Source organism: Actinomadura viridis, from assembly GCF_015751755.1.
GTDB lineage: Bacteria > Actinomycetota > Actinomycetes > Streptosporangiales > Streptosporangiaceae > Spirillospora > Spirillospora viridis.
On record NZ_JADOUA010000001.1, the window covers coordinates 1,125,576 to 1,147,791 of the forward strand.

The window sequence follows — 22,216 nt, forward strand, 5'->3', positions numbered from 1 at the left end:
CGAATGGTCCGATGCGGCCCATGGAGGAGGAATGGGAACGAGAGTCCCGCAACGAATATCGGTGGGCACGGAAATATCGAGCGCCCCCGAGGCGACCCTCGACTACAGCACGCCCGTCGAAAGGGAGAACCTGGAGCGGGTCGAGAACCTGTACCAGAAGGTGATCGACAAGAAGAACCTCGACGCGGCGGACGAATTCTTCGGCGCCGGGTTCGTGCAGCACAATCCCCTCTACGGCGAGGGCGTGGCCGGGTTCAAGCGGTTCGTCGGCGGCTTCTTCCTGGGGACGTTCCCGGACCTGACCGCGACCGTCGACCTGGCCGTCTGCCAGAACGACCGGGTGCTGGCGCACGTCCACTGGGCCGGGCACGACGAGTCCGGCCGCGAGTTCGAGCTGTGGACCGCCGACCTCTACCGCTTCCAGGGCGGCAGGGCCGTCGAGCACTGGGACGTCATCGAGTACACCGAGCTGGTGCCCTGGGGGCCGGCCCGGCCGGACGGGCCCCGCCCGCGGGGCGAGTTCGACCTGAACGGGACGCCCCGGCAGCTCGCCAACCTGGACCTGCTCACCCAGGTCGCCCAGAACGTGCCGTTGCAGGACCTGTCCCGGGCGCACGAGTACTTCGCCGAGGACTTCTTCCAGCACGACCGGATGATCCGCCACGGGCTGGACGGCTTCAAGGAGTGCTGCAACAACTTCCTCCACCTCGCTCCCGACATGGTGGTCGATCCGCGGCACGTCGTCGTCGGCAGCCACATCGTCGGAACGATCTGGGACTGGAAGGGCCACAAGCCCGATTCCGACGTGGAGGTCGTTCTCGTCAACTCCGACTGCTACCGGATCGAGGACGGCAAGTTCACCGAGCACTGGCCCGTCGTCGACTACACATCGGCCATCGAAGCCTACGGATACCACCCCAAAGACCTCTTCCAAAAGGAGTCTTCATGAGCGTCCAGACCAACGCCGACACCGCTGCTGACACCAACAACCTCGACTGGAGCTCGCCCGAGGAGCAGAAGCACGTCGAGATGGTGCTGGGCCTCTACGACGAGGTCTTCAACAAGCGCGACGTCGACGCGGCGGACAAGTTCTTCACCGGCAACTTCCGCCAGCACAACCCGCTCTACGGCGTCGGCGTCACCGGCATCAAGGGCTTCACCAAGGAGTTCTGGCACTCGACCTTCCCCGACCTGAACATCAACGTCGAGGTGGCCTTCGCCCAGAACGACCGCGTCCTGACCTTCACCACCTGGACCGGCACCGAGGCCCGGACCGGCCGGGAGCTGCGGGTCCTGGTCTCCGAGATCTACCGGTTCTGGAACGGGAAGATCGCCGAGCACTGGGACGTGCTGGAGTACACCGAGCTGGAGCCGTTCGGCATCGTGCGGCCCAAGCAGTGGCAGCCCAGCTCGCCGCTCGACCGCGGCGGCACACCCGCCCAGCAGGAGAACCTCCGCCGGATCCTCACCTACCTGGAGGAGGTGCCGATCCAGGACCTCTCCCTGGCGCACAAGTACATCTCCGCGGACTTCGAGCAGTTCGAGCCGCTGGTGATCGAGGAGGGCCTGGAGGGGTTCAAGGCGTGCTTCTCCGGATTCAAGCCGTTCGCCCCGGACCTGGCGGTGGCGCCGGACAACATCGTGTGCGGCACCAACTACGCCGGCGCCATCTGGAATTCCTACGGTCACTACCCGGAGACCGGTGACAAGTTCATCATGCCGACCTGTGACCTGTACCGGATCAAGGACGGCATGTTCGTCAAGCACTGGGGCCTGGTCGACTACACCGACATCGTCGCCCTGCTGGGCTTCAACCCGAAGAAGTACCTGAAGGAGCAGCGCGACCAGAAGCTGGCGGAGCAGGCTGCCGGCTGACCTGGCCGGACCCGCTCACCGAACAAGGCGTGCCCGTTCCGCCCCGGCCTCCGGGGGCGGTTCGGGCACGCCTTTTTCCGGTTGCGTTCCCGGCACCATTGACAAGGTGGCCACTCCCATTGCTTGCCATAGCCCCAAGGGCCTTGCCATCCCCTTGCTATTGCGCGCCGCGGGGCCCGCTGCGGAGAATTCAAGAAATCCCATCGGTCCTCTGAAAGGGAGCCTCAATGTCCCGTTACGATTGGGGCAAAGAAAACTCGGCCATCGACGAACTGAAGCTGCGGATCGAGCCGGTCCGGGTCGAAGTGATCAAGCATCCGATCTACAGCCGGCTCAGCACGCTCGAAGAGGTCAACGTCTTCAACGAGCACCACGTCTTCGCGGTCTGGGACTTCATGTCCCTGCTCAAGAGCCTGCAGCAGCGGCTCACCTGCGTGGAGGTGCCCTGGGTTCCCCGCGGCTCCAGCGAGAGCCGCCGGCTGGTCAACGACATCGTCCTGGTGGAGGAGAGCGACGAGCTCGGCGACGGCTTCATCAGCCACTTCGAGCTCTACGTCCAGGGCATGGACCAGGCGGGCGCCGACATCGGGACCGTCACGACCTTCCTCGACCTGATCGGTTCGGGCACCCCCGTCCGCACCGCCCTGACCGAGGCCGGCGTGCCCGCCGCCGCCGCCGAGTTCGTCCGGCGGACCTGGGACATCATCGAGCACGCCCCGCTGCACTGCCAGGCCGCGGCCTTCGCGTTCGGCCGCGAGGACCTCATCCCGGAGATGTTCGACCAGGTCATCAAGATCGACGACCATGGCGGCAAGCTCGCCAAGTTCCGCGACTACCTCGCCCGGCACATCGAGGTCGACGGCGAGGAGCACACGCCGATGGCCATGGCCATGCTCGCCGACCTGTGCGGCGACGACCCGGCCAAGTGGGACGAGTGCGCCGAGACCATCACCACCGCGCTGCGCGCCCGCATCGAGCTGTGGGACGGGATCACCGCGGCGGTCGACGCCCTGTCCTGACGGGCTCCCACAGGCCCAGCCCCGCATCGACGACCCCGCCGCCGGCGCGACCGTACGCCCGCGGCCGACAGGAAGGGGTGCCGGCGTGAGCGACATCGCCGGAGCACAGATCACCGATCCCGCCGGGACGCGGGAGGCGGACACCGCGCGGCCGATCCCGTTCTTCTCGCAGGCCGCGACGTTCGAGGAGCTGTGGCCCTCGATCGCGCGGAACGTCGGCGCGGTGATGGACCGCGGGAAGTACTCCCACGGCCGCCAGGTCGGCGAGCTGGAGAAGGCCATCGCCTCCTACACCGGGGCCCGGCACGCCGTCGCCGTGAACAACGGGACCGACGCCCTGGTGCTGCTGCTGCGGGCGGCCGGGATCCGGCCCGGGCAGGAGGTGATCGTCCCGGCGTTCACCTTCGTGGCCTCGGCGACCTCGGTCGCGCTGGCGCGGGCCAAGCCGGTCTTCGCCGACATCGATCCCGAGAGCTACTCCCTGGACCCCGTGAGCATGGCCGCCGCGGTGACCCCGCGCACCGCGGCGGTCATGCCCGTCCACCTCTTCTGGCAGATGGCCGACATGACCGCGATCATGGACGTGGCGCGCCGCCACGACCTGATGGTGCTGGAGGACAGCGCCGAGGCGATCGGCATGCGCTGGGACGGCGTGCACGCCGGCCTGCTGGGCAAGGGCGGCGTGCTGTCGTTCTTCCCCTCCAAGACGCTGGGCGCCGTGGGCGACGCCGGCATGATCCTCACCGACGACACCGAGGTGGCCGAACGCGCCGCCATCCTCCGGCACCACGGCCGGATGGGCAAGACGATCGACCACATCGCGGGCATCTCCAACCTGTCGGGCGCCTCCGGCACCAACAGCAAGATGGACGACATCCAGGCGGCCGTGCTGCTGGCCAAGCTGGCCCGCCTGGACGACGACATCGCCCGCCGCGCCGTCCTCGCCCGGGCCTACGACGAGCGCCTGCGCGACATGCCGGGCGTGCTGAGGACGCCGGTGGTCAAGGCGCGCGACGCCGAGACGAACCCGGTGTTCTACGTCTACCTCATCGAGGTGGAGAGCCGCGACGCCCTGGCCGCCCACCTGGCGGAGCGGGGCGTCGGGACCGAGACCTACTACCCGACTCCGCTGCACCTGCAGCCCTGCTTCGCCGATCTGGGGCACCGCCGCGGGGACTTCCCCAACGCCGAGGCCGCGTGCGCCCGGACGATCGCCCTGCCCTTCTACCCCGACCTCGCACTGGCGGACGTCGACAGGGTCTGCGACATCATCCGCGAGTTCTACTCCGGGAGGCGAGCGTGACGCTGCCGTTCTTTCCGCCCGACCTGTTCGAGGGCGACCGCGACGTCCTGCTGAAGCTGCTGCACGAGGTCGGCACCGACCCCGAGCAGAAGTTCATCCTGGGCCGGCGGACCGCCGCGCTCGAGAAGGAGCTGCGCGAGATGACCGGCGCGGGCGACGTGATCGCCTGCGGCAGCGGGACCGGGGCGCTGACCCTGGCCGTGCACGCGCTGGACATCGGCCCCGGCGACGAGGTGATCGTCCCGGCCTTCTGCTGCCAGCCGGTGGCCAGCACGGTCGCCAACGTGGGGGCGACGCCGGTCTTCGCCGACGCCGACCCGTGGACGATGGTCCTGGACCCGGACGCGGTGGAAAGCCTGATCACCGAGCGCACCCGGGCGATCATGCCCGCGCACGTGTTCTCGATCATGGCGGACATGCCGCGGATCGCGGAGATCGCGGCCCGCCACGACCTGCCCGTCATCGAGGACGCGGCGGTGGCCCAGGGCGCGGTGCTGGACGGCCGGCCCGCCGGCCTCTGGGGCGACCTGGGCGTCTTCTCCTTCTTCCAGGTGAAGGCGTTCGGCACCGCGGGCGAGGGCGGCGTCGTCCTCACCGACCGGCCCGAGCTGGCGCGGCGGGTACGCGAGCTGCGCAACCACGGGCAGGACGGGATCACCCGGTTCCTGCACCACCGGATCGGCCACAACAGCCGGTTCGACGAGATCATCGCCGCGTTCCAGCTGCACCGGCTGCCGGGCTTCCCCGACCGGCTGGAGCGCCGCGCCCAGATCGCCGACTACTACACCGAGCGCTTCACCCCCCTGCGCGACCGCGGGGTGGTGGCGCCGCCGCCGGGCCGCAACGGCCGCTGCTACTACGTGTACTCGCTGCTGATCGAGCGGCGCGAGGACCTGCGGGCCTACCTGACCGAACGCGGCATCGGGACGCACATCTACTACCCGGTCCCGCTGCCGCTGCAGCCCGCGTTCGCCGAGTTCGCCCCCGAGGGCGTGCGGTGGCCGGGCGCGGAGCAGGTCAGCCGCCGCAACCTGGCGATCCCGATCTGGCCGCACATGAGCGACGCCGACGTCGAGTACGTCGCCGACTCCGTCTGTGAATTCTTCGACTGACCGCGGGAGCGGGCATGACCCCACGCGACACCACCACCGTCCCCCCGACCTCCGCATTTCCGGACACCGCGGCGGCCCTCGGGGCCGCCCCTGACACGACCGCGGGGGAGTACGTCTTCGACCCGGTGTGGGACCAGGAGACCGAGCGCCTGCGCACCAACGAGGCGATCTGGGACCCCGGCACGTTCGAGCGGTTCGAGCGGCTCGGCGTGGCGCCCGGCTGGTCCTGCCTCGAGGTCGGCGCGGGTTACGGCTCGGCGGCCCGCCGGCTGGCCGAGCTCGCCCAGCCGGCCTTCGGCGTCGCCCCCGAGCGGCTGGCCGGGCGGCGCGGCCCGGTCGGCCGGGTCGTCGCCGCCGACCTGGAGACCGAACGGCTGGGCTGGCTGGCCGGCCACGGTGTCGAGGTCTGGCGGCACGACCTGCGCGCCGACGACCTGCCCGAGGGCGCGTTCGACCTGATCCACGCCCGGATGGTGATCCAGCACCTGCCGGACCGGGAGGCCGCCGTGGCCCGCCTGATCTCGGCGCTGGCCCCGGGCGGCGTGCTGTTCCTGGAGGACACCGACTCGCTGCCGCTGTTCCGCAGCGTCGTGTCCGAGGACTTCCTCGCCGACATCAAGGCGTCCGGGTACGGGCTGATGCGGCAGGCCGGGCACGAGCCCCGCGGCGGCCACTTCGACCTGGCGATGCTGCTCGAGAGCGACCTGACCGACGTGTCCGCCGAGGGCCGCGTCGTCATGATGCAGGGCGGCTCGGACCAGGCCCGGCACTACATGCTCTGGCTGGAGTACATGCGGCCCAAGATCGTCGAGGCGGGGCTGCTCGGCCACGACCGGATCGACCAGGCCCTGGCCGAGATGGCCGACCCGGCCCACCGGTGGCTCAGCCAGGTCATGATCTCCGTCGTCGGGCGCCGGCCGCGGTAGGGGGCGATCATGACGACGCTCGACGCCGGAAGCCCGGCACCCGCACAGGCGACGTTCCGGCGCAAGGCCAGGGCCTACGCCAAGCTCGGCAAGCTGTCCTTCTACGACTACTACCTGTCCGCGCTGGTGGCGTGGACGCTGCTGGTGCCGGCGCTGCGGGACGAGCCCCGCGTGCTCGGCATGCTGGTCCTGCTGTCGCTGGGCTGGGTCGGCGTGGTCGCGGCGACCGTGACCTTCGACGACGTCACCGGCTACCGGGACGGCAGCGACCAGCGCAACTACGACCCGAGCCAGGGGGAGCTGCGCAGCCGCGAGCGCAAACCCCTCCTGGACGGGCACCTGACCGTGCGGGAGGCGGTGCGGTTCGGCTACGCCTCCATCGCCTGGGCGGTGGTGATGCTGGCGGCCGCCGTCGCCGTCGCGCCGCAACGGCCGTGGTGGGCCGTCGCCCTGACGGCGATGGTGCTGCTGACCAGCGTCCAGTACTCCCACGGGCTGAAGTTCAGCTACCGCGGCGGGCAGGAACTGGTGCTCTTCGCCAGCACCGGCCTGACCGTCCTGATCCCGTTCGCGCTGGCCAGCGGCGACGCGTCCGGGCTGGTGCTGGCCGAGGCGTACCTGTTCGGGCTCTGGAGCCTGCTGGTGTCGGTGTACTCCAACATCAACGACCTGGCGGGCGACCGCGCCGCCGGCCGCCGCAACATGGCCACCCGCAGCTCGGACCGGGGCTACCGCGTGTTCGTCGCCGTCCTCACCGCCACCGAGACCGCGGCCGTGGCCGCGGTGGTGGCGTTCGGCGCGGTGTCGGCGTGGTTCCTGCTCTTCCTGGCCCCGGTGCTGTGGGTGCGGGCGCGGCAGGTGCGCACCGGACTGGCGGCCGGCGATCCGCTGACCGCGCGCAAGCTCGGGATCAAGGCGCACCGGCTCGGCGTCGTGGTGCTGCTCGCGGCCAACCTCGTGCTGGCCACCTAGCACGCCCCCCGCAGGCGACCAGAACTCAGGAGGACAAGGTCATGGGGAACCCAGGGAAGAGGCAGGGCGCGAAGGGCAAGGTGCCGCGCAACATCGGCGTGATGTTCGAGGGGGTCGCCGACGCCGAGCGTCCGGTGTTCCATCTGGACCGGCCGTTCGACATCGCGCCCAAGGACGGCACCCGCCACACGGTGGGCGACCTGGCGCGGCTGGTGGCCGAGACGTCCGGCGCGCTGTACGAGGCCGGGCTGCGCAAGGGCGACCGGCTCGGCATCGTCAAGGACAACCACTTCGACGTCGTGCTCCTGGCCGCGGCGGCGGCCCGGATCGGCGCGCTGCCGGCGATGATCTCCGCCACCAACTCCCCGGAGGTGCTGCGGGCGATCTTCGAGCGGCTGGAACCGCGCGTGCTCGTGGCGAGCTCGTCGGTGCTGGCCGCCGCGGTCCGGGACGGGGTGGAGCTGGCCGGCTCCGGCACGGCCGTCGTCGCGGTGGACCGCGGGGACGGCGACGGGCCCGCCGGGGTGCTGCAGCTGGAGGACCTGCGCGGCGCGCCGGTCCCGGCCGCCGACCCGGTCGGCGACGACGAGCCGATGATCTGCACGCACACCTCGGGCACCACCGGCGTGCCCAAGCTGGTCGCCCACTCGGCGAACACGCTGCTCGGCGTGCTGACCAAGCTGGAGACGCTGCCGCTGCCCGGGCTGTCCATCCGCCCCGGCGACGTGGTCGGGTCGTGCATCGCGTTCGTCCACGGGCGCAGCATCACCTGGACGTTCGCGCAGCTCGCCCGGCCCCCGGCCAAGGTCGTCGTGCTGGCCGACCCCGACCCGGCGACCGTGGTGGCGACGCTGAGCGAGCACCGGCCGACCACCCTGGAGGCGTGCCCGAACATCTTCCAGCTCTGGGAGGGCCTGCTCCGTTCCAACCCCGGCCTCTTCACCCAGACCCGGGCGTTCATCAACACCTTCGACGCCATCCACCCCCGGACGGTCCGCGCGTTCCTGGAGGCGTCCGGGCGCCGGTCGCCGGTGTGGGGCCAGGTGTGGGGGCAGACCGAGGTCGGCCCGGTGTGCATGGGCGTCTACACGCGCCGCAAGCTGCGCCGCAGCCGCTGGTCGCAGGACCCGGTCACCAGCAACGTCGGGCGGCCGATCCCGTTCGTGACCCAGGTGCGCGTGGTCGACCCGCAGACCCGGCGCAAGGTGCGCCGCGGCCAGGAGGGCATCGTGCTGGTCCGTACCAAGGGCCGCTGCCTGGACTACCTGGGCGAGACCGACCGGCACCGGGAGAAGGACTGGGGCCAGGGCTGGTGGAACACCGGCGACATCGGCGTGCACGGCCGTACGGGCGGCTTCCGCATCGTCGACCGGGAGGTCGACCTCATCCCCGGCGTCAGCGGGATCGCGCTGGAGAGCGTGCTGCTGGAGCGCCTGGAGGAGACGTCGGAGGTCATCGTCCTCGGCGTGCCCGGCCGCAGGCCGGTACCGGTGCTCAGCGTCGACGGCGGTGAACTCGACCCCGAGCGGTGGCGGAAGGCGACCGCCGACCTGCCCGACCTGGAGGACCCCGTCCTGATCGGCTGGGACGAGTTCCCCCGCACCGGGACCTGGAAAGTGCGCCGCCCCGTGCTGCGCGAGCGGCTGTTCGGCACCAAAGAGACCTATGGGACCGGCCGCTGGACCTGACGGCCCCGCCTGGGAGGACGAAGATCATGGGGAGAATGAAGGGGCCGCTCAACCTCGGCCTGATGTTCGAGCGGTTCGCCGGGGCGCCGCGCCCGGTGTTCGTGCTGGACCGGCCGTTCGACATCGCGCCCAAGGACGGCACCCGGTTCACGGTCGCGGACATGGCGCGGCTGGTGGCCGAGACCTCGGGCGTGCTGTACGAGGCCGGGCTGCGCAAGGGCGACCGGCTCGGGATCATCAAGGACAACCACTTCGACGTCGTCGTCCTGGCCGCGGCGGCGGCGCGGATCGGCGCGCTGCCGGCGATGATCTCCTCGACCATCCGGCCGGAGGCGCTGCGCGCCATGCTGGGCCGGCTGGAGCCGCGCGTGCTCGTCGCGGCCCCGTCGGTGCTGTCGGCGGCCACCCGGGACGGGGTGACGCTGGTCGGCCCGGACACCACGGTGGTCACCGTCGACGCGGCGGACGGCGCCGAGCCGGTCCCCGGGACGATCGCGTTCGGCGACCTGCGCGGCGCGCCGGTCCCGGCCGCCGACCCGGTCGCCGACGACGAGCCGATGATCTGCACGCACACCTCGGGCACCACCGGCGTGCCCAAGCTCGTCGTCCACTCGGCCGCCACGGCCGTCAAGGTCAACAGCCGCCTGGAGACGGCCAGGATCCCCTTCCTGTCCACCCGCAAGGACGACGTGATCGCGGCGTGCGTGGCCTTCGTGCACATCCGCAGCGTCACCTGGCTGGCGGGGCAGCTCTTCCTGCCGCCCGCGGAGGCGGTCGTGCTGGCCGGCTCCGAGCCCGGGACCGTGGTGGCGACCCTGAACGACCACCGCCCCACCACCCTGGAGGCGTGCCCGAACATCTTCCAGCGCTGGGAGGGGCTGGCCACGTCCCATCCGCACCTGTTCGAACGGGTGCGGGCGTACGTGAGCACGTTCGACGCCATCCATCCCCGTACCGTCCGCACCTTCCTCGAGGCGTCGCCCCGGCGCGGGGTGGTGTGGGGGCAGAGCTGGGGGCAGAGCGAGGTCGGCCCGGTCAGCCTCGGCGTCTACACCCGCCGGAAGATGCGCCGTTCCGCGGGCGCGACGACCGCGGTGACCACCAACGCGGGCCGGCCGGTCCCACTGATCATGAAGGTGCGGCTGGTGGACCCGGAGACCCGGCGCAAGGTGCGCCGCGGCCGTCCGGGGATCGTCCTGGTCCGCACCAAGGGCCGCTGCCTGGACTACCTCGGCGAGACCGACCGGCACCGCGCCAAGATCTGGGACGGCTGGTGGAACACCGGCGACATCGGGGAGCGGACCCGGACCGGCGGCCTGCGCATCCTGGACCGCGAGGTCGACATCATCCCCGGCGCCAGCGGCATCGACCTGGAGAGCGTCCTGCTGGAACGCCTGCCGGACGCCTCCGAGATCATCGTCCTGGGGGTCCCCGGCCGGCCGCCGGTGCCGGTGGTCGGCATGGACGGCGCGGCCGGCGGGGCGCGCCTGGACCCGGAGCGGTGGCGTGCCGCGACCGCCGGCCTCCCCGAGCTGGACGCCCCCGTCCTGATCGACTGGGCGGACTTCCCGCGCACCGGCACCTGGAAGGTGCGCCGGCCCGAACTCCGCGAGCGCCTGTTCGGGACCAAGACCACGCACGGTACGGGCCAGTGGACGTGAGGCCGTCCCCCGGGGCCGTCCCGCGAGGGGCCGTCGCACGCGAGGCCCGGAGGGCGCGCGATGTCACGGACGCGGCGCCCGGATGCGTCCTTGTTGCAGAGCCGGACGGACTCTTTCCCGGATACCGGGCCGGCTCCCTGACCGAGCAGGAAAGCGGGCGGATCACCGCCAGGTGAATGGAGGAAAGACATGCTCGACAGGCTGGCAGGACTCGTCCTGCGCAAGCCCAAGAGCGTTCTGGTCTTGGTGCTGGTTTTCGTCCTCGCCGGCGGGGCCGTCTCGCAGACCATGACCAAACGGCTCACGATGGGCGGATACTCCGACGAGAACTCCGAGTCGCACCACGCGGCCCAGGTCCTCGCACAGACGTTCAAGCAGGGCGAGCCCAACTTCATGCTGCTGGTCACCGACCGCCGCGGCATCGACGACCCGGCGGTGGCCGCCGCGGGCACCGCGCTGACCCAGCGGCTCCAGCGCGAGGCCGGCCTGCAGAGCGTCGCGTCCTACTGGACGGCGGGCAAGCCCGCGGCGCTGCGCAACAAGGACGGAAACCGCGCGCTGGTCATGGGCACCATCGCCGGCGACTTCGACACGATGCTCGAACGGGTCAAGGAGCTGGCGCCCGCGTACGAGGGCCGGTTCCAGGGACTGGAGGTCAAGGCCGGCGGCTCGGCCCTGATGTGGCACGAGAACACCGAGACCGCGACCAAGGACGTGACACGCGCCGACTCGATCGTGTTCCCGGTCCTGCTGGTGGTACTGATACTGATCTTCGGCAGCCTGGTGGCGGCGGCGCTCCCGCTGGTGGTCGCCTTCGCCACGATGCTGATGACGATGCTGGCGCTGTGGGGGCTGACGTTCTTCGTCGACTCCTCGTTCTTCGTCATCAACGTCACCACCTTCCTCGGGCTGGGGCTGGCGGTCGACTACAGCCTCCTGATCGTCAGCCGCTACCGGGAAGAACTGCGCAAGGGCCTGGACATGCCGGACGCGATCCGGGTCACGCTCCGCACGGCCGGCCGCACGGTGGTCTTCTCCGCGGTGATCGTGGCGATCGCGCTGTCGGTCGTCCTGGTCCTGCCGTTCACCATCTTCACCTCGCTGGCCTCCTCCGCCATCGTCACCGCGCTGCTGTGCGCGCTGTCCTCGCTGATCGTCGTCCCCGCGCTGCTGGTCATGCTGGGCCACCGGATCGACAAGCTGCGCCTGATCAAGCGTAAGGACGGCCCGGCGACGGCCACGGAGAACGGCTTCTGGCACCGGCTGGCGCTGTTCGTCATGCGCCGCCCGATCCCGGTCGCCCTGCTGGTGCTGGCGTTCGTGATGGTGCTCGGCCTGCCGGCCAAGGACCTGAAGCTGCGCCTGCCGGACGAGCAGGTGCTGCCCAAGTCCGCCCACGCCGCGCAGACCGCGCAGATCCTGCGGGCCGAGTTCAACACCCAGGAGCAGCAGGTCATCCAGGTCGTGGCGCGCGGCGTCGGCGACCCGGCGGCCCGCGGCGCCCAGATCGCCGACTACGCGGGCCGGCTGTCGGCGCTGCCCAACGTCGCCCGCGTCGACGCGCTGACCGGCAGCTACGTCAAGGGACAGGTGGCGGCCTCGCCCGAGCTGGCCAACTACCGGTTCCGGGCACCGGACGCCACCTTCCTCAACGTGGTCCCGGCCGTCGACGGCCTCTCCAAGGCGGGCGAGGACCTGGTCCGCGACGTCCGCGCCGAACGGTCGCCGTTCTCGGACGTGCTGGTCGGCGGCGCGCCCGCGGTGTCGGCCGACACCTTCGAGAAGCTCTACGACCGGCTGCCGCTCGCGCTGGGCCTGCTGGCGCTCGGGATGTACGTGCTGCTCTTCCTGCTGACCGGGAGCGTGCTGCTGCCGATCATCGCGATGGTGCTGACCATGCTGAGCCTCAGCGCGACCTTCGGCGCCCTGGTGTTCATCTTCCAGGACGGCAACCTGCTCTGGCTCGTGGGCGACGTCATCGTCACCGGCGCCATCACCTGGACGGTGCCCATCATGCTGTTCGCGCTCGCGTTCGGCCTGTCGATGGACTACCAGGTCTTCATGCTGGCGCGGTTCCGGGAGGAGTACGACGCGACCGGCGACAACACGACCGCCGTCGCCACCGGCCTGGAACGCACCGGCCGGGTGGTCACCTACGCCGCGGTGTGCATCTCGCTGGTCTTCCTCGCGTGGATCACCTCCGGCCTGAGCTACACCAAGGCGGTCGGGATCGGCCTGCCGCTGGCGATCCTCATGGACGCGACGCTGATCCGCGGCGCCATGCTGCCGGCGTTCATGAAGCTGGCCGGCCGCGCCAACTGGTGGGCGCCGGGGCCGCTGCGCAGGATCCACGCCCGCTTCGGCGTCAGCGAGGGCGGCGAGGACGCCGCGGGCGACTCGAGGGCGAAGGAGGAACCGGTCCCGGCCCGGTAGGGCCGGCGGGACCGGAACCCGACGCCCGGGTCCGGCCGTCCGGGGCCGATCACGCGATCGGCCCCGGACGGCCGGCGCCTGGGACCGCAGAGTCAACGAGGAGAGAGGAGCGCCGCCATGTCTTCGGGCGGCCGCACCGTCCTGGTCACCGGTGCCACGGGATTCGTCGGGAGCGCCGTCACGTGCGCGCTGCTGGAGGCGGGGCACGACGTCGTCGGCCTGGTCCGCTCGCCGGGCAAGGCGCGCGGCCTGGTCGTGGCCGGTGCCCGGGTCGCCGTGGGCGACATGCGCGATCCGGAGTCGTACCTGCCGCTGGTGGACGACGCCGACGCCGTCGTCCACGCGGCCCAGCTCACCCCGGCCGGGCGCGTCACCGCGTCCAAGGTCAGGCGCCTGAACGCGGCCAACACCCTGATGACCGGCGCCCTGGCACGGCGGTGCCTGCGGGACGGCAAGCGCTTCGTCTACACCGGCGGCTGCTTCGTGTACGGCGACCACGGCGCGGACTGGATCGACGAGTCCACGCCGCTGTCCCCGTCCCCGATGGGGGAGGGCGACGCCGCCGAGATCCGCAAGCTGCGCGAGCTGCACGAGAGCGGGCTCGACTCCGTCGTCATCTCGCCGGGGTTCGTGTACGGGCCCGGCAGCACGTTCAAGGACGTCTTCTACGAGAGCGCCCGCCGGGGCCGGCTCCGCTGCCCCGGCCCGGGCACCAACCACTGGAGCTGCGTCCACGTCGACGACCTGGCCGCCGCCTACGCGCTGGCGCTCACCGGGGCGCCGGCGGGGGCGGAGTACGCCGTGGTCGACGACGCGCCGCTGCCGCTCCGGTCGATGCTGGACCGGCTCGCGGCGGCGGTGGGCGGCACCAAGGTCGGCAAGGCGCCTCCGGCGGCCGTACGGCTGCTGGCGGGCCGGCCGGCCGCGGAGTCCCTGCTGACCTCCTACCGCGTGCGCAACGCCAAGGCGCGCCGTGAGCTCGGCTGGGCGCCGCGCTACGCCACGGTGGACGAGGGCCTGCCGCCCACGCTCGACGCCCTGCGCGAGGGCGGGGAGTTCTCCCGGCACGGCGGGGGCTGACACCGTGCCGTGACCGCGGCACCGTGACCGCGGCACCGTCGCGTGGCCCCGTACAGCGGGCCGAGGGCCCCCGGAGACACCGCGTGGTCTCCGGGGGCCCTCTGGCTGTGCAGGCCGTGGAGGACGGCGGCCGTCACAGCCGGTCGGCGCCCGTCAGCCGTGAGCTGCCGCGGGTGTCGAACACCAGGCGGGCGTGGTCGCTCACGGTGTCGGTCGTGTATTCGGCGTGGTCGGTCAGGACGATCGTGAGATCGGCCTCGGCCAGCGCGGGCCGCAGGTGCGGGGCACGGGGCACCGGCTCCCCCTCGACCCTCCATTCCCGCACGTAGGGGTCGTGGTAGGAGACGTCCGCGCCCAGCGCCCGCAGCCGCGCCGCGACGTGCCGGGCGGGGGACTCGCGCTGGTCGGCGATGTCGGGCTTGTAGGTCACGCCCAGGAGCAGCACCCGGGCGCCCATGAGCGCCTTGCCGTCCCGGTTGAGCAGGTGCTGCGCGCGTTCGACCACGTAGCGGGGCATCCGGGAGTTGATCTCCTGGGCCAGCTCGACGAAACGGAACGGGTAGCCCAGCGAACGGACCTTGTACGACAGGTAGTTCGGGTCGATGGGAATGCAGTGGCCGCCGACGCCGGGCCCGGGGAAGAACGCCTGGAAACCGAACGGCTTGGTGGACGCGCAGCTGATCGCGTCCCACAGGTCGATCCCGAGTTCATGGCAGAAGATTGCCATTTCGTTGACCAGCGCGATATTGACGTGCCGATAGGTGTTCTCCAGCAGCTTGGCCATTTCCGCCTCGCGGGTGCCGCGGGCGAGGACGACGTTCTCGACCAGCTTGCCGTAGAAGGCGGCGGCGGTGTTGGCGCAGGCCGGGGTGAGCCCCCCGACGATTTTCGGGGTGTTGGCCAGCCCGTACTCGGGGTTGCCGGGGTCGATGCGCTCGGGGGAGAAGGCCAGGTGGAAGTCGGCGCCCGCGGTGAGCCCGGAGGTCTCCAGGATCGGGCGGACCACCTCCTCGGTGGTCCCGGGGTAGGTGGTCGACTCCAGCACCACCAGCATGCCCGGCGACAGGTGCCGGGAGACGGCGGCGGAGGCCGCCCGCACCGCGGCCAGGTCGGGCCCGCCCTCGGTGGACAGCGGGGTGGGCACGCAGATCACCACGGTGCGGGCGTGGTCGAGGATCGCCTCGTCCCCGACGGGCGTGAAGCCGGCGTCGAGCATCTCGCGCACGCCGGCGGGCGAGATGTCGTCGACGTGCGAACGGCCCGCGCACAGTCCGGAGACCACGGCGGGGTCGGCGTCCAGGCCGGCCACCCGCAGGCCGGCCCGGCAGGCCTCCAGCGCCAGCGGCAGGCCCACATAACCGAGCCCGATGACGGCGAGGTCGATATCTTGTGCAGCAGCCATTGTCGGCCCGTTTCGTTTGTCTCGGGAATCGTTAGTGTTTTCCCGGGCAGACGGTAGTCAATTAGGTTCGGCCTACTCAATAGCAGGCGCATGGCATGGCCGGACCCCCGAATGGCAATAACCAGCCACCCGCCTTGCGTGCCGTACCGTTCTTCGCTTCAGTGAAATTGATTGCGCCCTGTGCTCGATACCTCGGCCGGCGAACTCGCCGGCCATGATGAATGGCGGTGAGATCATGACCGAGTCCGCGGTGTCGGGTGGCATGTCCGCCCTGCTCGGCTTCGATCCCCTGGACCCCGGCTTCCGGCTCGACCCCTATCCGCACTACGCGCGGTTGCGCGAGGAGCAGCCGATCTTCCGCAGCCCCCTGGGGTTCTGGATGGTCACCCGGCACCGGGACTGCTCCCTCCTCCTGCAGGACCCGCGCTTCGGCTACCCCGAGGGCGACGCGGCGAAGGCGACCGACCTGTTCGCCGCGGGCTTCTCCAGCCAGCGCAACTTCTTCATCTTCATGAACCCGCCGGACCACACCCGGATGCGCGACATCGTCCGGGCCTGGCTCAGCCCCCGGGTGGTCCGCTCGCTGCGCCCGTACGTCCAGGCGGCGGCGGACCGGCTGCTGGACGAGGCGCTGCGGCGCGAGGAGTTCGACCTGATCGGGTCGTTCGCCCACGCGCTGCCGTTCGGGGTGATCTGCGAGCTGCTCGACGTGCCCGGCGACGACCGTCCGATGATCATGAGGCTGGCCCAGGACTACCTCGCCGGCATCGGCCCGGCCGTCTCGGTGACCCCCGAGCAGCACCAGGCCCGGGACGAGGCGGTGGCCGCGCTCAACGACTACTTCAGGGCGCTGTCGGCGCGCCGCCGGGCGGTCCCCGGCTCGGACGTCCTCACCCACCTGACCCAGGCGCTCGACGGCGGCTCCATGAGCGAGGACGAGCTGCTCGGCACCTGCATCCTGCTGTTCGTGGCCGGCCACGGCACCACGACCAACCTCATCGGCAACTCCACCCTGGCCCTGCTGCGCCACCCCGAGCAGCGGGCCCGCTTCCTGGCCGAGCCGAAGCTGGAGGGAAGCGCGATCGAGGAGCTGCTGCGGTACGACGCGCCGACGCAGATGTCCTTCCGCGTCGCCCTGGAGGACGTGCCGCTGGACGACGACCACGTCGTCGCCGCCGGGGAGCAGGTCCTGGCCGTGCGCGGCGCCGCCAACCGCGATCCGGCGGTGCACGCCGACCCCGACCGGCTGGACCTCGGCCGGACCGACAACCGGCATCTCACCTTCGGCGGCGGCATCCACGTGTGCCTCGGCTCGGCGCTCGGGCGGATGCAGGCCCGCACCGCGCTGCGCACGCTGCTCCAGCGCGCGCCCGCGCTCGCCCTCGCCGGCGAGGACCTCGCGTACCAGGAGAGCCTCATGGTGCGCGGGCTCAAGGCCTTGCACGTCAGCACCGGCCCCGGTGCGGTGGTGGAGACGGAGCGATGACCGGACGCCTGACGAGGACCAGGGAACGGACCGGAACGGGGACGCGGGCGCGGGCCCGCCGGCCGGGGAGGGTGCGGCATGGCCGGGCGGTGGTGTGCGCGGCCGTGACGGCGCTGCTCGTCCCGCTGGCCGCCGCCTGCGGCCAGGAGGACGGCGGATCGCCCGGGGACCGCGCCGCTCAGGGCACCGGGGCGGCGGCCGACCGCGCGGCGGCCACGCCGGCCGGGCCCGCGGCCGAACGCGCGAACGCCGACCTCGTCCGCGGCCTGTACGAGGAGGTCTTCTCCAAGCACCGGCTCGACCTCGCCGGCCGCTACCTGAAGAAGGACTACCTCCAGCACACGCCGAACGTCCCGCTGGGGCTCTCCGGCTTCACGATGTTCTACGAGCAGGTCTTCTTCAAGACCTTCCCCGACGTCACCGCCACCCTCGACCAGGTGATCACGCAGAACGACAAGGTCGTGTCGTTCGCCACCTGGCGGGGCCGCCAGGCCGGCTCGGGCAAGGAGCTGGAGCTGCGCACGGCCGACGTCTACCGGGTCGAGGACGGGCTGCTGGCCGAGCACTGGGACGTGATCGACTACTACACCCTGATGCGCTTCGGCAGCCCGCCGCCCACCGGCGACCAGCCGCCGACGCGGGTCGACCGTACCGGGAGCCCGGCGCAGCGGGCCAACGCCGAGCTGGCCGAGCGGTTCGCCGCCGAGGTGCTGACCGGGCGGCGCTGGGACCGGGCGGGGGAGTACCTGGCCGAGGACATGAAGCAGCACGACCCGGACATCGGCAAGGGCCTGGCGGGCTTCCAGGAGCACTACCGCCGGTACCTGGAGAGGTTCCCCGACCTGAGCGTCACCGTCTCGCACATCGTCGCGGGCGAGGACCGGGTGGCCGTCTTCTGGACCGCGCGCGGCAGCGAGTCCGGCACCCTGCGCACCCTCCGCCTCAACGTCGCCGACGTCTACCGGGTCGAGGACGGCAGGTTCGCCGAACACTGGGACGTCGTCGACCACTCGGGTCTCGCGCAGTTCGGGATAGGAGTCGAATGACCACGTCACCCTGAGGTTTATTTGCCGCCTGCCGGACAGATGTCACATCCCGGGCCTGGTGCGCGTCTTGATAGTCAGAGACACGACAAGGAGGCGATATGCCCCCGGTGACCGAAGCGGAATCGGCTCCCGTCGAGCATTTCGAGAGCAACCGCGAGCTGTTGTTCGGAGTGGCGTACCGGATCCTGGGCAGCGTGGCCGACGCCGAGGACGTCGTCCAGGAGTCATGGCTGCGGTGGAGCCGCGTCGATCACGACGTGGTGGAGGACCCGCAGCTGTTCCTCATCCAGATCTCCACCCGGCTGGCGCTGGACCGGCTGCGGCGGGCCAAGGCGCGCCGCGAGGTGTACGTCGGGCCCTGGCTGCCCGAGCCGCTGCCGACCGGGCCGGAGATCGAGGAGGGGGCCGAGCTGGCCGACTCGGTGTCGATGGCCATGCTCATCGTGCTGGAGACCCTCTCCCCGCTGGAACGTGTCGTCTTCGTGCTGCGCGAGGCGTTCGAGTTCTCGTTCGCCGAGATCGGGACGGTGCTGGGCCGGTCCGAGCCCGCGGTCCGCCAGCTCGCCCGGCGGGCCCGGTCCCACGTCCGGGAGCGCCGGCCCCGGTTCCGCCACGACCGCAAGGTCCGGCGGCAGGTGACCGAGCGGTTCCTTGAGGCGTGCCTGGGCGCCGACATGGAGGAACTGCTCGACCTGCTCGCCCCCGAGGTGATGCTGTGCGGCGACGGCGGCGGCCAGCGCGGCACCCCCCGGGTGCCGGTACGGGGCGCCCGGCAGGTCAGCCGGCTCCTGGTCCAGGGCGTCCAGAAGGTGCTGCGCCCGCTGGCCACCAGCGCGCCGGGGGTGCCGGACCCGAGCACCGGCGGCTCGATCGTGGACGTCAACGGCGGCCCGGCCGCCCTCATCACCGCCGACGGCGAGCCGGTCGCCGTCGTCGTCCTCGACATGGACCCCGTCACCGACCGCATCACTCAGGTCTGGCTGATCGCCAATCCGGACAAGCTGGGGAGCGTCGAGGGCGGGCACTGACCACGGCCGGCGACCACGGCGGCCGCGACGAGCACTGGAGTGACCGATGCCCCCCTCCCGTACCGACCGCCACCGCACCCATGACGTCGCCGTCCTCGGTTCCGGCCTGCCCGGTACGGTGCTCGGCGCCGTGCTCGCCCGGGCCGGGGCCGACGTGGTCGTGCTCGACGAGACCGCCCGCGCGGGCGGCGTCACCGGCGAGTCCCTCACCCCGCGGGCCGCGGTCGCCCTGCGGGCCGTGGCCGAACGCTACGAGGTGCCGGAGATCGAGGCCCTGGCGTCGTTCGAGGGCTGCGCGCGGCGCGTCGGGTCGGCGTTCGGGGTCCGGCGGCACTTCGGCTTCCTCTACCACCGCGAGGGCCTCGCCCAGGACCCCCGCGAGGTGCACCAGTACACCAACGGCCCCCTGGCCGACGCTCCCCACCTGTACCGCCCCGACACCGACGCGTACATGCTGCACGTGGCCCTGCGGCACGGCTGCGGGCTCTCCCTGGGCGCGCCCGTCGAGGAGATGGCGGCCGACGGCTCGGGAGTGACGCTGGCGCGCGCCGACGGGAGCGAGGTCAGGGCGCGGTTCGTGGTGGACGCCTCCGGGCGGTCCTCGCCCGTGGCGCGGCTGCTCGGGCTCCGCGAGGAACCGACCCGGCTCCGGCACCGGTCCCGGTCGCTGTGGACCCACATGGCCGGGGTGCGCCGGACCGACGAGGTCCTCGCCACCGCCCGGCCGGGAATCCCCGCCCCGCCGATCCCCTGGCATGAGGGGTCTGTCCACCATGTTTTCGAGGGGGGATGGCTCTGGGTCCTTCCGTTCGACAATCACAAGGCCGGTCGCGCTCCGCTCTGCAGCGTCGGGGTCGGTCTCGACCCGCGCCGCCATCCGGCCGAGCCCGGCCGCATGCCGGGGGACGACTTCGCCGCGCTGGTGGCGCGGTTCCCCGACCTGGAACGCCAGTTCGCCCACGCCGCGCCGGTGCGCGAATGGGAGTCGGCCGACCCGGTCCAGTACTCCTCCACCCGTACCGTCGGTGAGCGCTGGTGCCTGCTCGGCGAGTCGGCCGGCGCGGTGGACCGGCTGTTCTACCGCGACCTCTCCGACACCGTCGAGGCGATCAACCTGCTGGCCTGGCGGCTGCTGGACGCGCTGCGCGAGGACGACTTCGACCCCGGCCGCTTCGAGCAGGTCGAGCGGCTCCAGCAGGCGCTGCTGGACCGCAACGACGAGCTGGTGGGCTCGGCGTACGCCGCGTTCTCCGACCACGCGCTGTGGAACGCGGTCTTCCGCGTCTGGGCCTGGGGCACCGGGGCGGGCACCTTCCGGCTCCAGGAGGCGCTGACCAAGTACCGTTCGGACGGCAGGGACGCGCACTTCCGGGAGATCGAGGAGACGCGGCATCCCGGGCTGCTGTGGCCCGACCACGACGGTTTCCGCAAGCTCTTCGAGGAGATGGTGGCGCGTTGCCGGGCGTACGAGGCCGGGATCATCGGCGGCGGCGACGCGGCGGCCGAGCTGTGGGAGATCATCCGCTCCGCCGACTTCGTCCCCCGCCACCTGGGTTACGCCGAGCCCGACCAGCCCTACATCCATCCGACGCCGCGCAAGGCCGTCAGGTCGCTGCGCTGGGTGCGGGCCCACGGCGATCCCGAGCTGCGCCGGGTGCTCAGCGGGAACGCGCGGGAGGCGCTCCGCTCCCGGCTGCGCGGCCGGACGTTCTTCTGAGCGTCCGCGGGCGCCGGCTCCGATGACGCCGATCCGCTCCGGCGCTCGCCGGCGAATACGGGCTCCACCGTGAAACACGGCCGATGACAATGCCGATGACAATAAATTGTCACCCGGCCGGCCCCCTCCGCAGCGCATATTGAACGATTCATATGGGAGAGTTAGCGTGTCTGACGTGGTAAACGAAACGGTCATCTCCGAGGAACTCAGGAGTGCCATCCTGAAATGTGCTCTGGAAGTGTGCCGGGCGGAAGGCTATCCGAACGTTTCGATGGCGGCGATAGCGGCCCGCGCGGGGGTCACCGAAGAGCTCCTCGCGACCCGCTGGCCGTCCCGGAGCGCCCTGCTCATCGACGCCTTCCGCCGCGAGATCGGAGCCGAGTTCCTGCTGGCCGACAGCGGGGACTTCCACGCCGACCTGCGCTCCCAGCTGACCGCGGTGGCCAAGGTGTTCACCGACCCCTCGATCTCCCCCCACCTCACCGCCCTGATCGCCGAGATGCAGCACGACCCGGAGGTGTCGGGCACGTTCGGCGAGCGGGTGTTCGGGCCCAACCGGTTCATGGCCCGGGCGCGCTTCGAGAGCGCCCGCAAGAGCGGCCAGATCCGCGACGACATCGACATCGACACCGCCATCGACCTGACCTTCGCACCCCTGTGGTTCCGGCTGCTGCTCCCCACCGGCCCGATCACCCCGGATTACGCAGCCGAGGTCGCCGACCTCTCCGTCGCCGCGCTGGGTCGCTCCTAGGCCGCCGGCCGGGAGCAGAGAACCGCGCTGGAGCCGGTGTGCATCCAGAGGAAATCGCCACCCTGCTGCGCCGGGCGGTGCGCAGGCGGGTGCTCCGACCAGGACAGACCCTCAACCAGGACGACCTCTCCCGCCGGCTGGGCGTGAGCCGCGTCCCGGTGCGGGAGGCGCTGCGGACGCTGGTCGGCGAAGGGCTGATCACCATGCAGTCCGGCATGGGCGCGATCGTCGCCGAGCTGGACGCCGAGGAGGTCGAGGAACTGTACGACCTGCGCCTGCAGCTGGAACCGCCGCTGGCGGCGACGGTCACCGCGAACGCGAGCGAGCGCGACATCGACGAGCTGGCCGACCTGCTGCGCCGGATGGACCGGGTCGAGGAGCCGGACCCCGAGGAGTGGTCCGGGCTCAACTACGGCTTCCGCCGCCACCTGTACGAGCTGTCCGAGCGCCCGCACAGCGTCCGGCTGGTGACCCAGGTGCTCAACCTCGTCGAACCGTACTCCCGCTACTACGCCCACGTGCTGGGCGGCCAGGAGCAGATCAGGGAGGAGCTGACCGCCGAGATCACCGCCCTGCGGGACCGCGACGGAGGCCGGCTCGCCGGACTGATCTCCGAGCACCTGGCCAAGGCCCGGCGCGAGCTGGTCGCCGCGATGCGGGCCGCGGACGGGCCCAGCGACGACCTGACATCGCTGTTCTCGGACATCTGAGCCGCTC

Annotated in this window: 18 protein-coding genes; 17 read left to right on the top strand and 1 reads right to left on the bottom strand. The window is 71.6% G+C overall.

Features of this window, described 5'->3' with window-relative positions:
• Window positions 1–31 precede the first annotated feature (31 nt).
• The 11 genes from IW256_RS04890 (at window position 32) to IW256_RS04940 (ending at window position 14,069) form a co-directional block, all read left to right on the top strand.
• Window positions 32–949, top strand: coding sequence for an ester cyclase (locus IW256_RS04890; RefSeq protein WP_197009806.1), 918 nt, complete (start codon window positions 32–34; stop codon window positions 947–949).
• Entirely contained in the window at window positions 946–1,875 is a 930-nt protein-coding gene (locus tag IW256_RS04895) for an ester cyclase (RefSeq protein WP_197009807.1), read from the top strand. Before IW256_RS04890 ends, IW256_RS04895 begins: the two co-directional genes overlap by 4 nt.
• A gap of 227 nt (window positions 1,876–2,102) precedes the next feature.
• On the top strand, window positions 2,103–2,894 hold the full coding sequence (locus IW256_RS04900; RefSeq protein ID WP_197009808.1) for a DUF3050 domain-containing protein: 792 nt from the start codon (window positions 2,103–2,105) through the stop codon (window positions 2,892–2,894).
• Window positions 2,895–2,979: 85 nt separating this feature from the next.
• Window positions 2,980–4,197 (top strand): DegT/DnrJ/EryC1/StrS family aminotransferase, encoded by a 1,218-nt coding sequence (locus IW256_RS04905; protein ID WP_307828736.1) that lies wholly within the window; start codon window positions 2,980–2,982, stop codon window positions 4,195–4,197.
• Window positions 4,194–5,309, top strand: a complete 1,116-nt coding sequence (locus IW256_RS04910; protein ID WP_197009809.1) for a DegT/DnrJ/EryC1/StrS family aminotransferase — start codon at window positions 4,194–4,196, stop codon at window positions 5,307–5,309. The genes IW256_RS04905 and IW256_RS04910 overlap by 4 nt, the downstream gene beginning before the upstream one ends.
• A gap of 14 nt (window positions 5,310–5,323) precedes the next feature.
• On the top strand, window positions 5,324–6,235 hold the full coding sequence (locus IW256_RS04915; protein WP_197009810.1) for a class I SAM-dependent methyltransferase: 912 nt from the start codon (window positions 5,324–5,326) through the stop codon (window positions 6,233–6,235).
• A 9-nt stretch (window positions 6,236–6,244) separates the two neighbouring features.
• Window positions 6,245–7,207: a UbiA family prenyltransferase gene (locus IW256_RS04920; RefSeq protein WP_197009811.1), complete on the top strand. Its 963-nt coding sequence runs from the start codon at window positions 6,245–6,247 to the stop codon at window positions 7,205–7,207.
• Window positions 7,208–7,248: 41 nt separating this feature from the next.
• The gene (locus IW256_RS04925) at window positions 7,249–8,895 is read left to right on the top strand and encodes a class I adenylate-forming enzyme family protein (protein WP_197009812.1); all 1,647 of its coding nucleotides are present in this window, start codon (window positions 7,249–7,251) and stop codon (window positions 8,893–8,895) included.
• 26 nt (window positions 8,896–8,921) lie between these two features.
• Window positions 8,922–10,556, top strand: a complete 1,635-nt coding sequence (locus IW256_RS04930; RefSeq protein ID WP_197009813.1) for an AMP-binding protein — start codon at window positions 8,922–8,924, stop codon at window positions 10,554–10,556.
• A gap of 189 nt (window positions 10,557–10,745) precedes the next feature.
• Window positions 10,746–12,989, top strand: coding sequence for an MMPL family transporter (locus IW256_RS04935; protein WP_197009814.1), 2,244 nt, complete (start codon window positions 10,746–10,748; stop codon window positions 12,987–12,989).
• A gap of 117 nt (window positions 12,990–13,106) precedes the next feature.
• A complete protein-coding gene (locus IW256_RS04940; RefSeq protein ID WP_197009815.1) occupies window positions 13,107–14,069 on the top strand; it encodes an NAD-dependent epimerase/dehydratase family protein in 963 nt (320 codons plus the stop codon).
• Window positions 14,070–14,202: 133 nt separating this feature from the next.
• On the opposite strand, the gene IW256_RS04945 is transcribed toward IW256_RS04940, so the two are convergent.
• On the bottom strand, window positions 14,203–15,471 hold the full coding sequence (locus IW256_RS04945; RefSeq protein ID WP_197009816.1) for a nucleotide sugar dehydrogenase: 1,269 nt from the start codon (window positions 15,469–15,471) through the stop codon (window positions 14,203–14,205).
• Window positions 15,472–15,706: 235 nt separating this feature from the next.
• Here IW256_RS04945 and IW256_RS04950 point away from each other — a divergent pair, with 235 nt between their 5' ends.
• The 6 genes from IW256_RS04950 (at window position 15,707) to IW256_RS04975 (ending at window position 22,209) form a co-directional block, all read left to right on the top strand.
• On the top strand, window positions 15,707–16,957 hold the full coding sequence (locus IW256_RS04950; protein WP_197009817.1) for a cytochrome P450: 1,251 nt from the start codon (window positions 15,707–15,709) through the stop codon (window positions 16,955–16,957).
• Window positions 16,954–18,003 (top strand): ester cyclase, encoded by a 1,050-nt coding sequence (locus IW256_RS04955; protein ID WP_197009818.1) that lies wholly within the window; start codon window positions 16,954–16,956, stop codon window positions 18,001–18,003. Before IW256_RS04950 ends, IW256_RS04955 begins: the two co-directional genes overlap by 4 nt.
• A gap of 107 nt (window positions 18,004–18,110) precedes the next feature.
• Window positions 18,111–19,031 carry an RNA polymerase sigma factor SigJ gene (gene sigJ / locus IW256_RS04960; protein ID WP_307828737.1) on the top strand — a complete coding sequence of 307 codons (921 nt, stop codon included), beginning with the start codon at window positions 18,111–18,113 and terminating at the stop codon, window positions 19,029–19,031.
• A gap of 46 nt (window positions 19,032–19,077) precedes the next feature.
• Entirely contained in the window at window positions 19,078–20,748 is a 1,671-nt protein-coding gene (locus tag IW256_RS04965; protein WP_197009820.1) for an NAD(P)/FAD-dependent oxidoreductase, read from the top strand.
• Between the two features lie 175 nt (window positions 20,749–20,923).
• A complete protein-coding gene (locus IW256_RS04970; RefSeq protein WP_307829385.1) occupies window positions 20,924–21,499 on the top strand; it encodes a TetR/AcrR family transcriptional regulator in 576 nt (191 codons plus the stop codon).
• Between the two features lie 38 nt (window positions 21,500–21,537).
• On the top strand, window positions 21,538–22,209 hold the full coding sequence (locus IW256_RS04975) for a GntR family transcriptional regulator (protein ID WP_197009822.1): 672 nt from the start codon (window positions 21,538–21,540) through the stop codon (window positions 22,207–22,209).
• Window positions 22,210–22,216 lie beyond the last annotated feature (7 nt).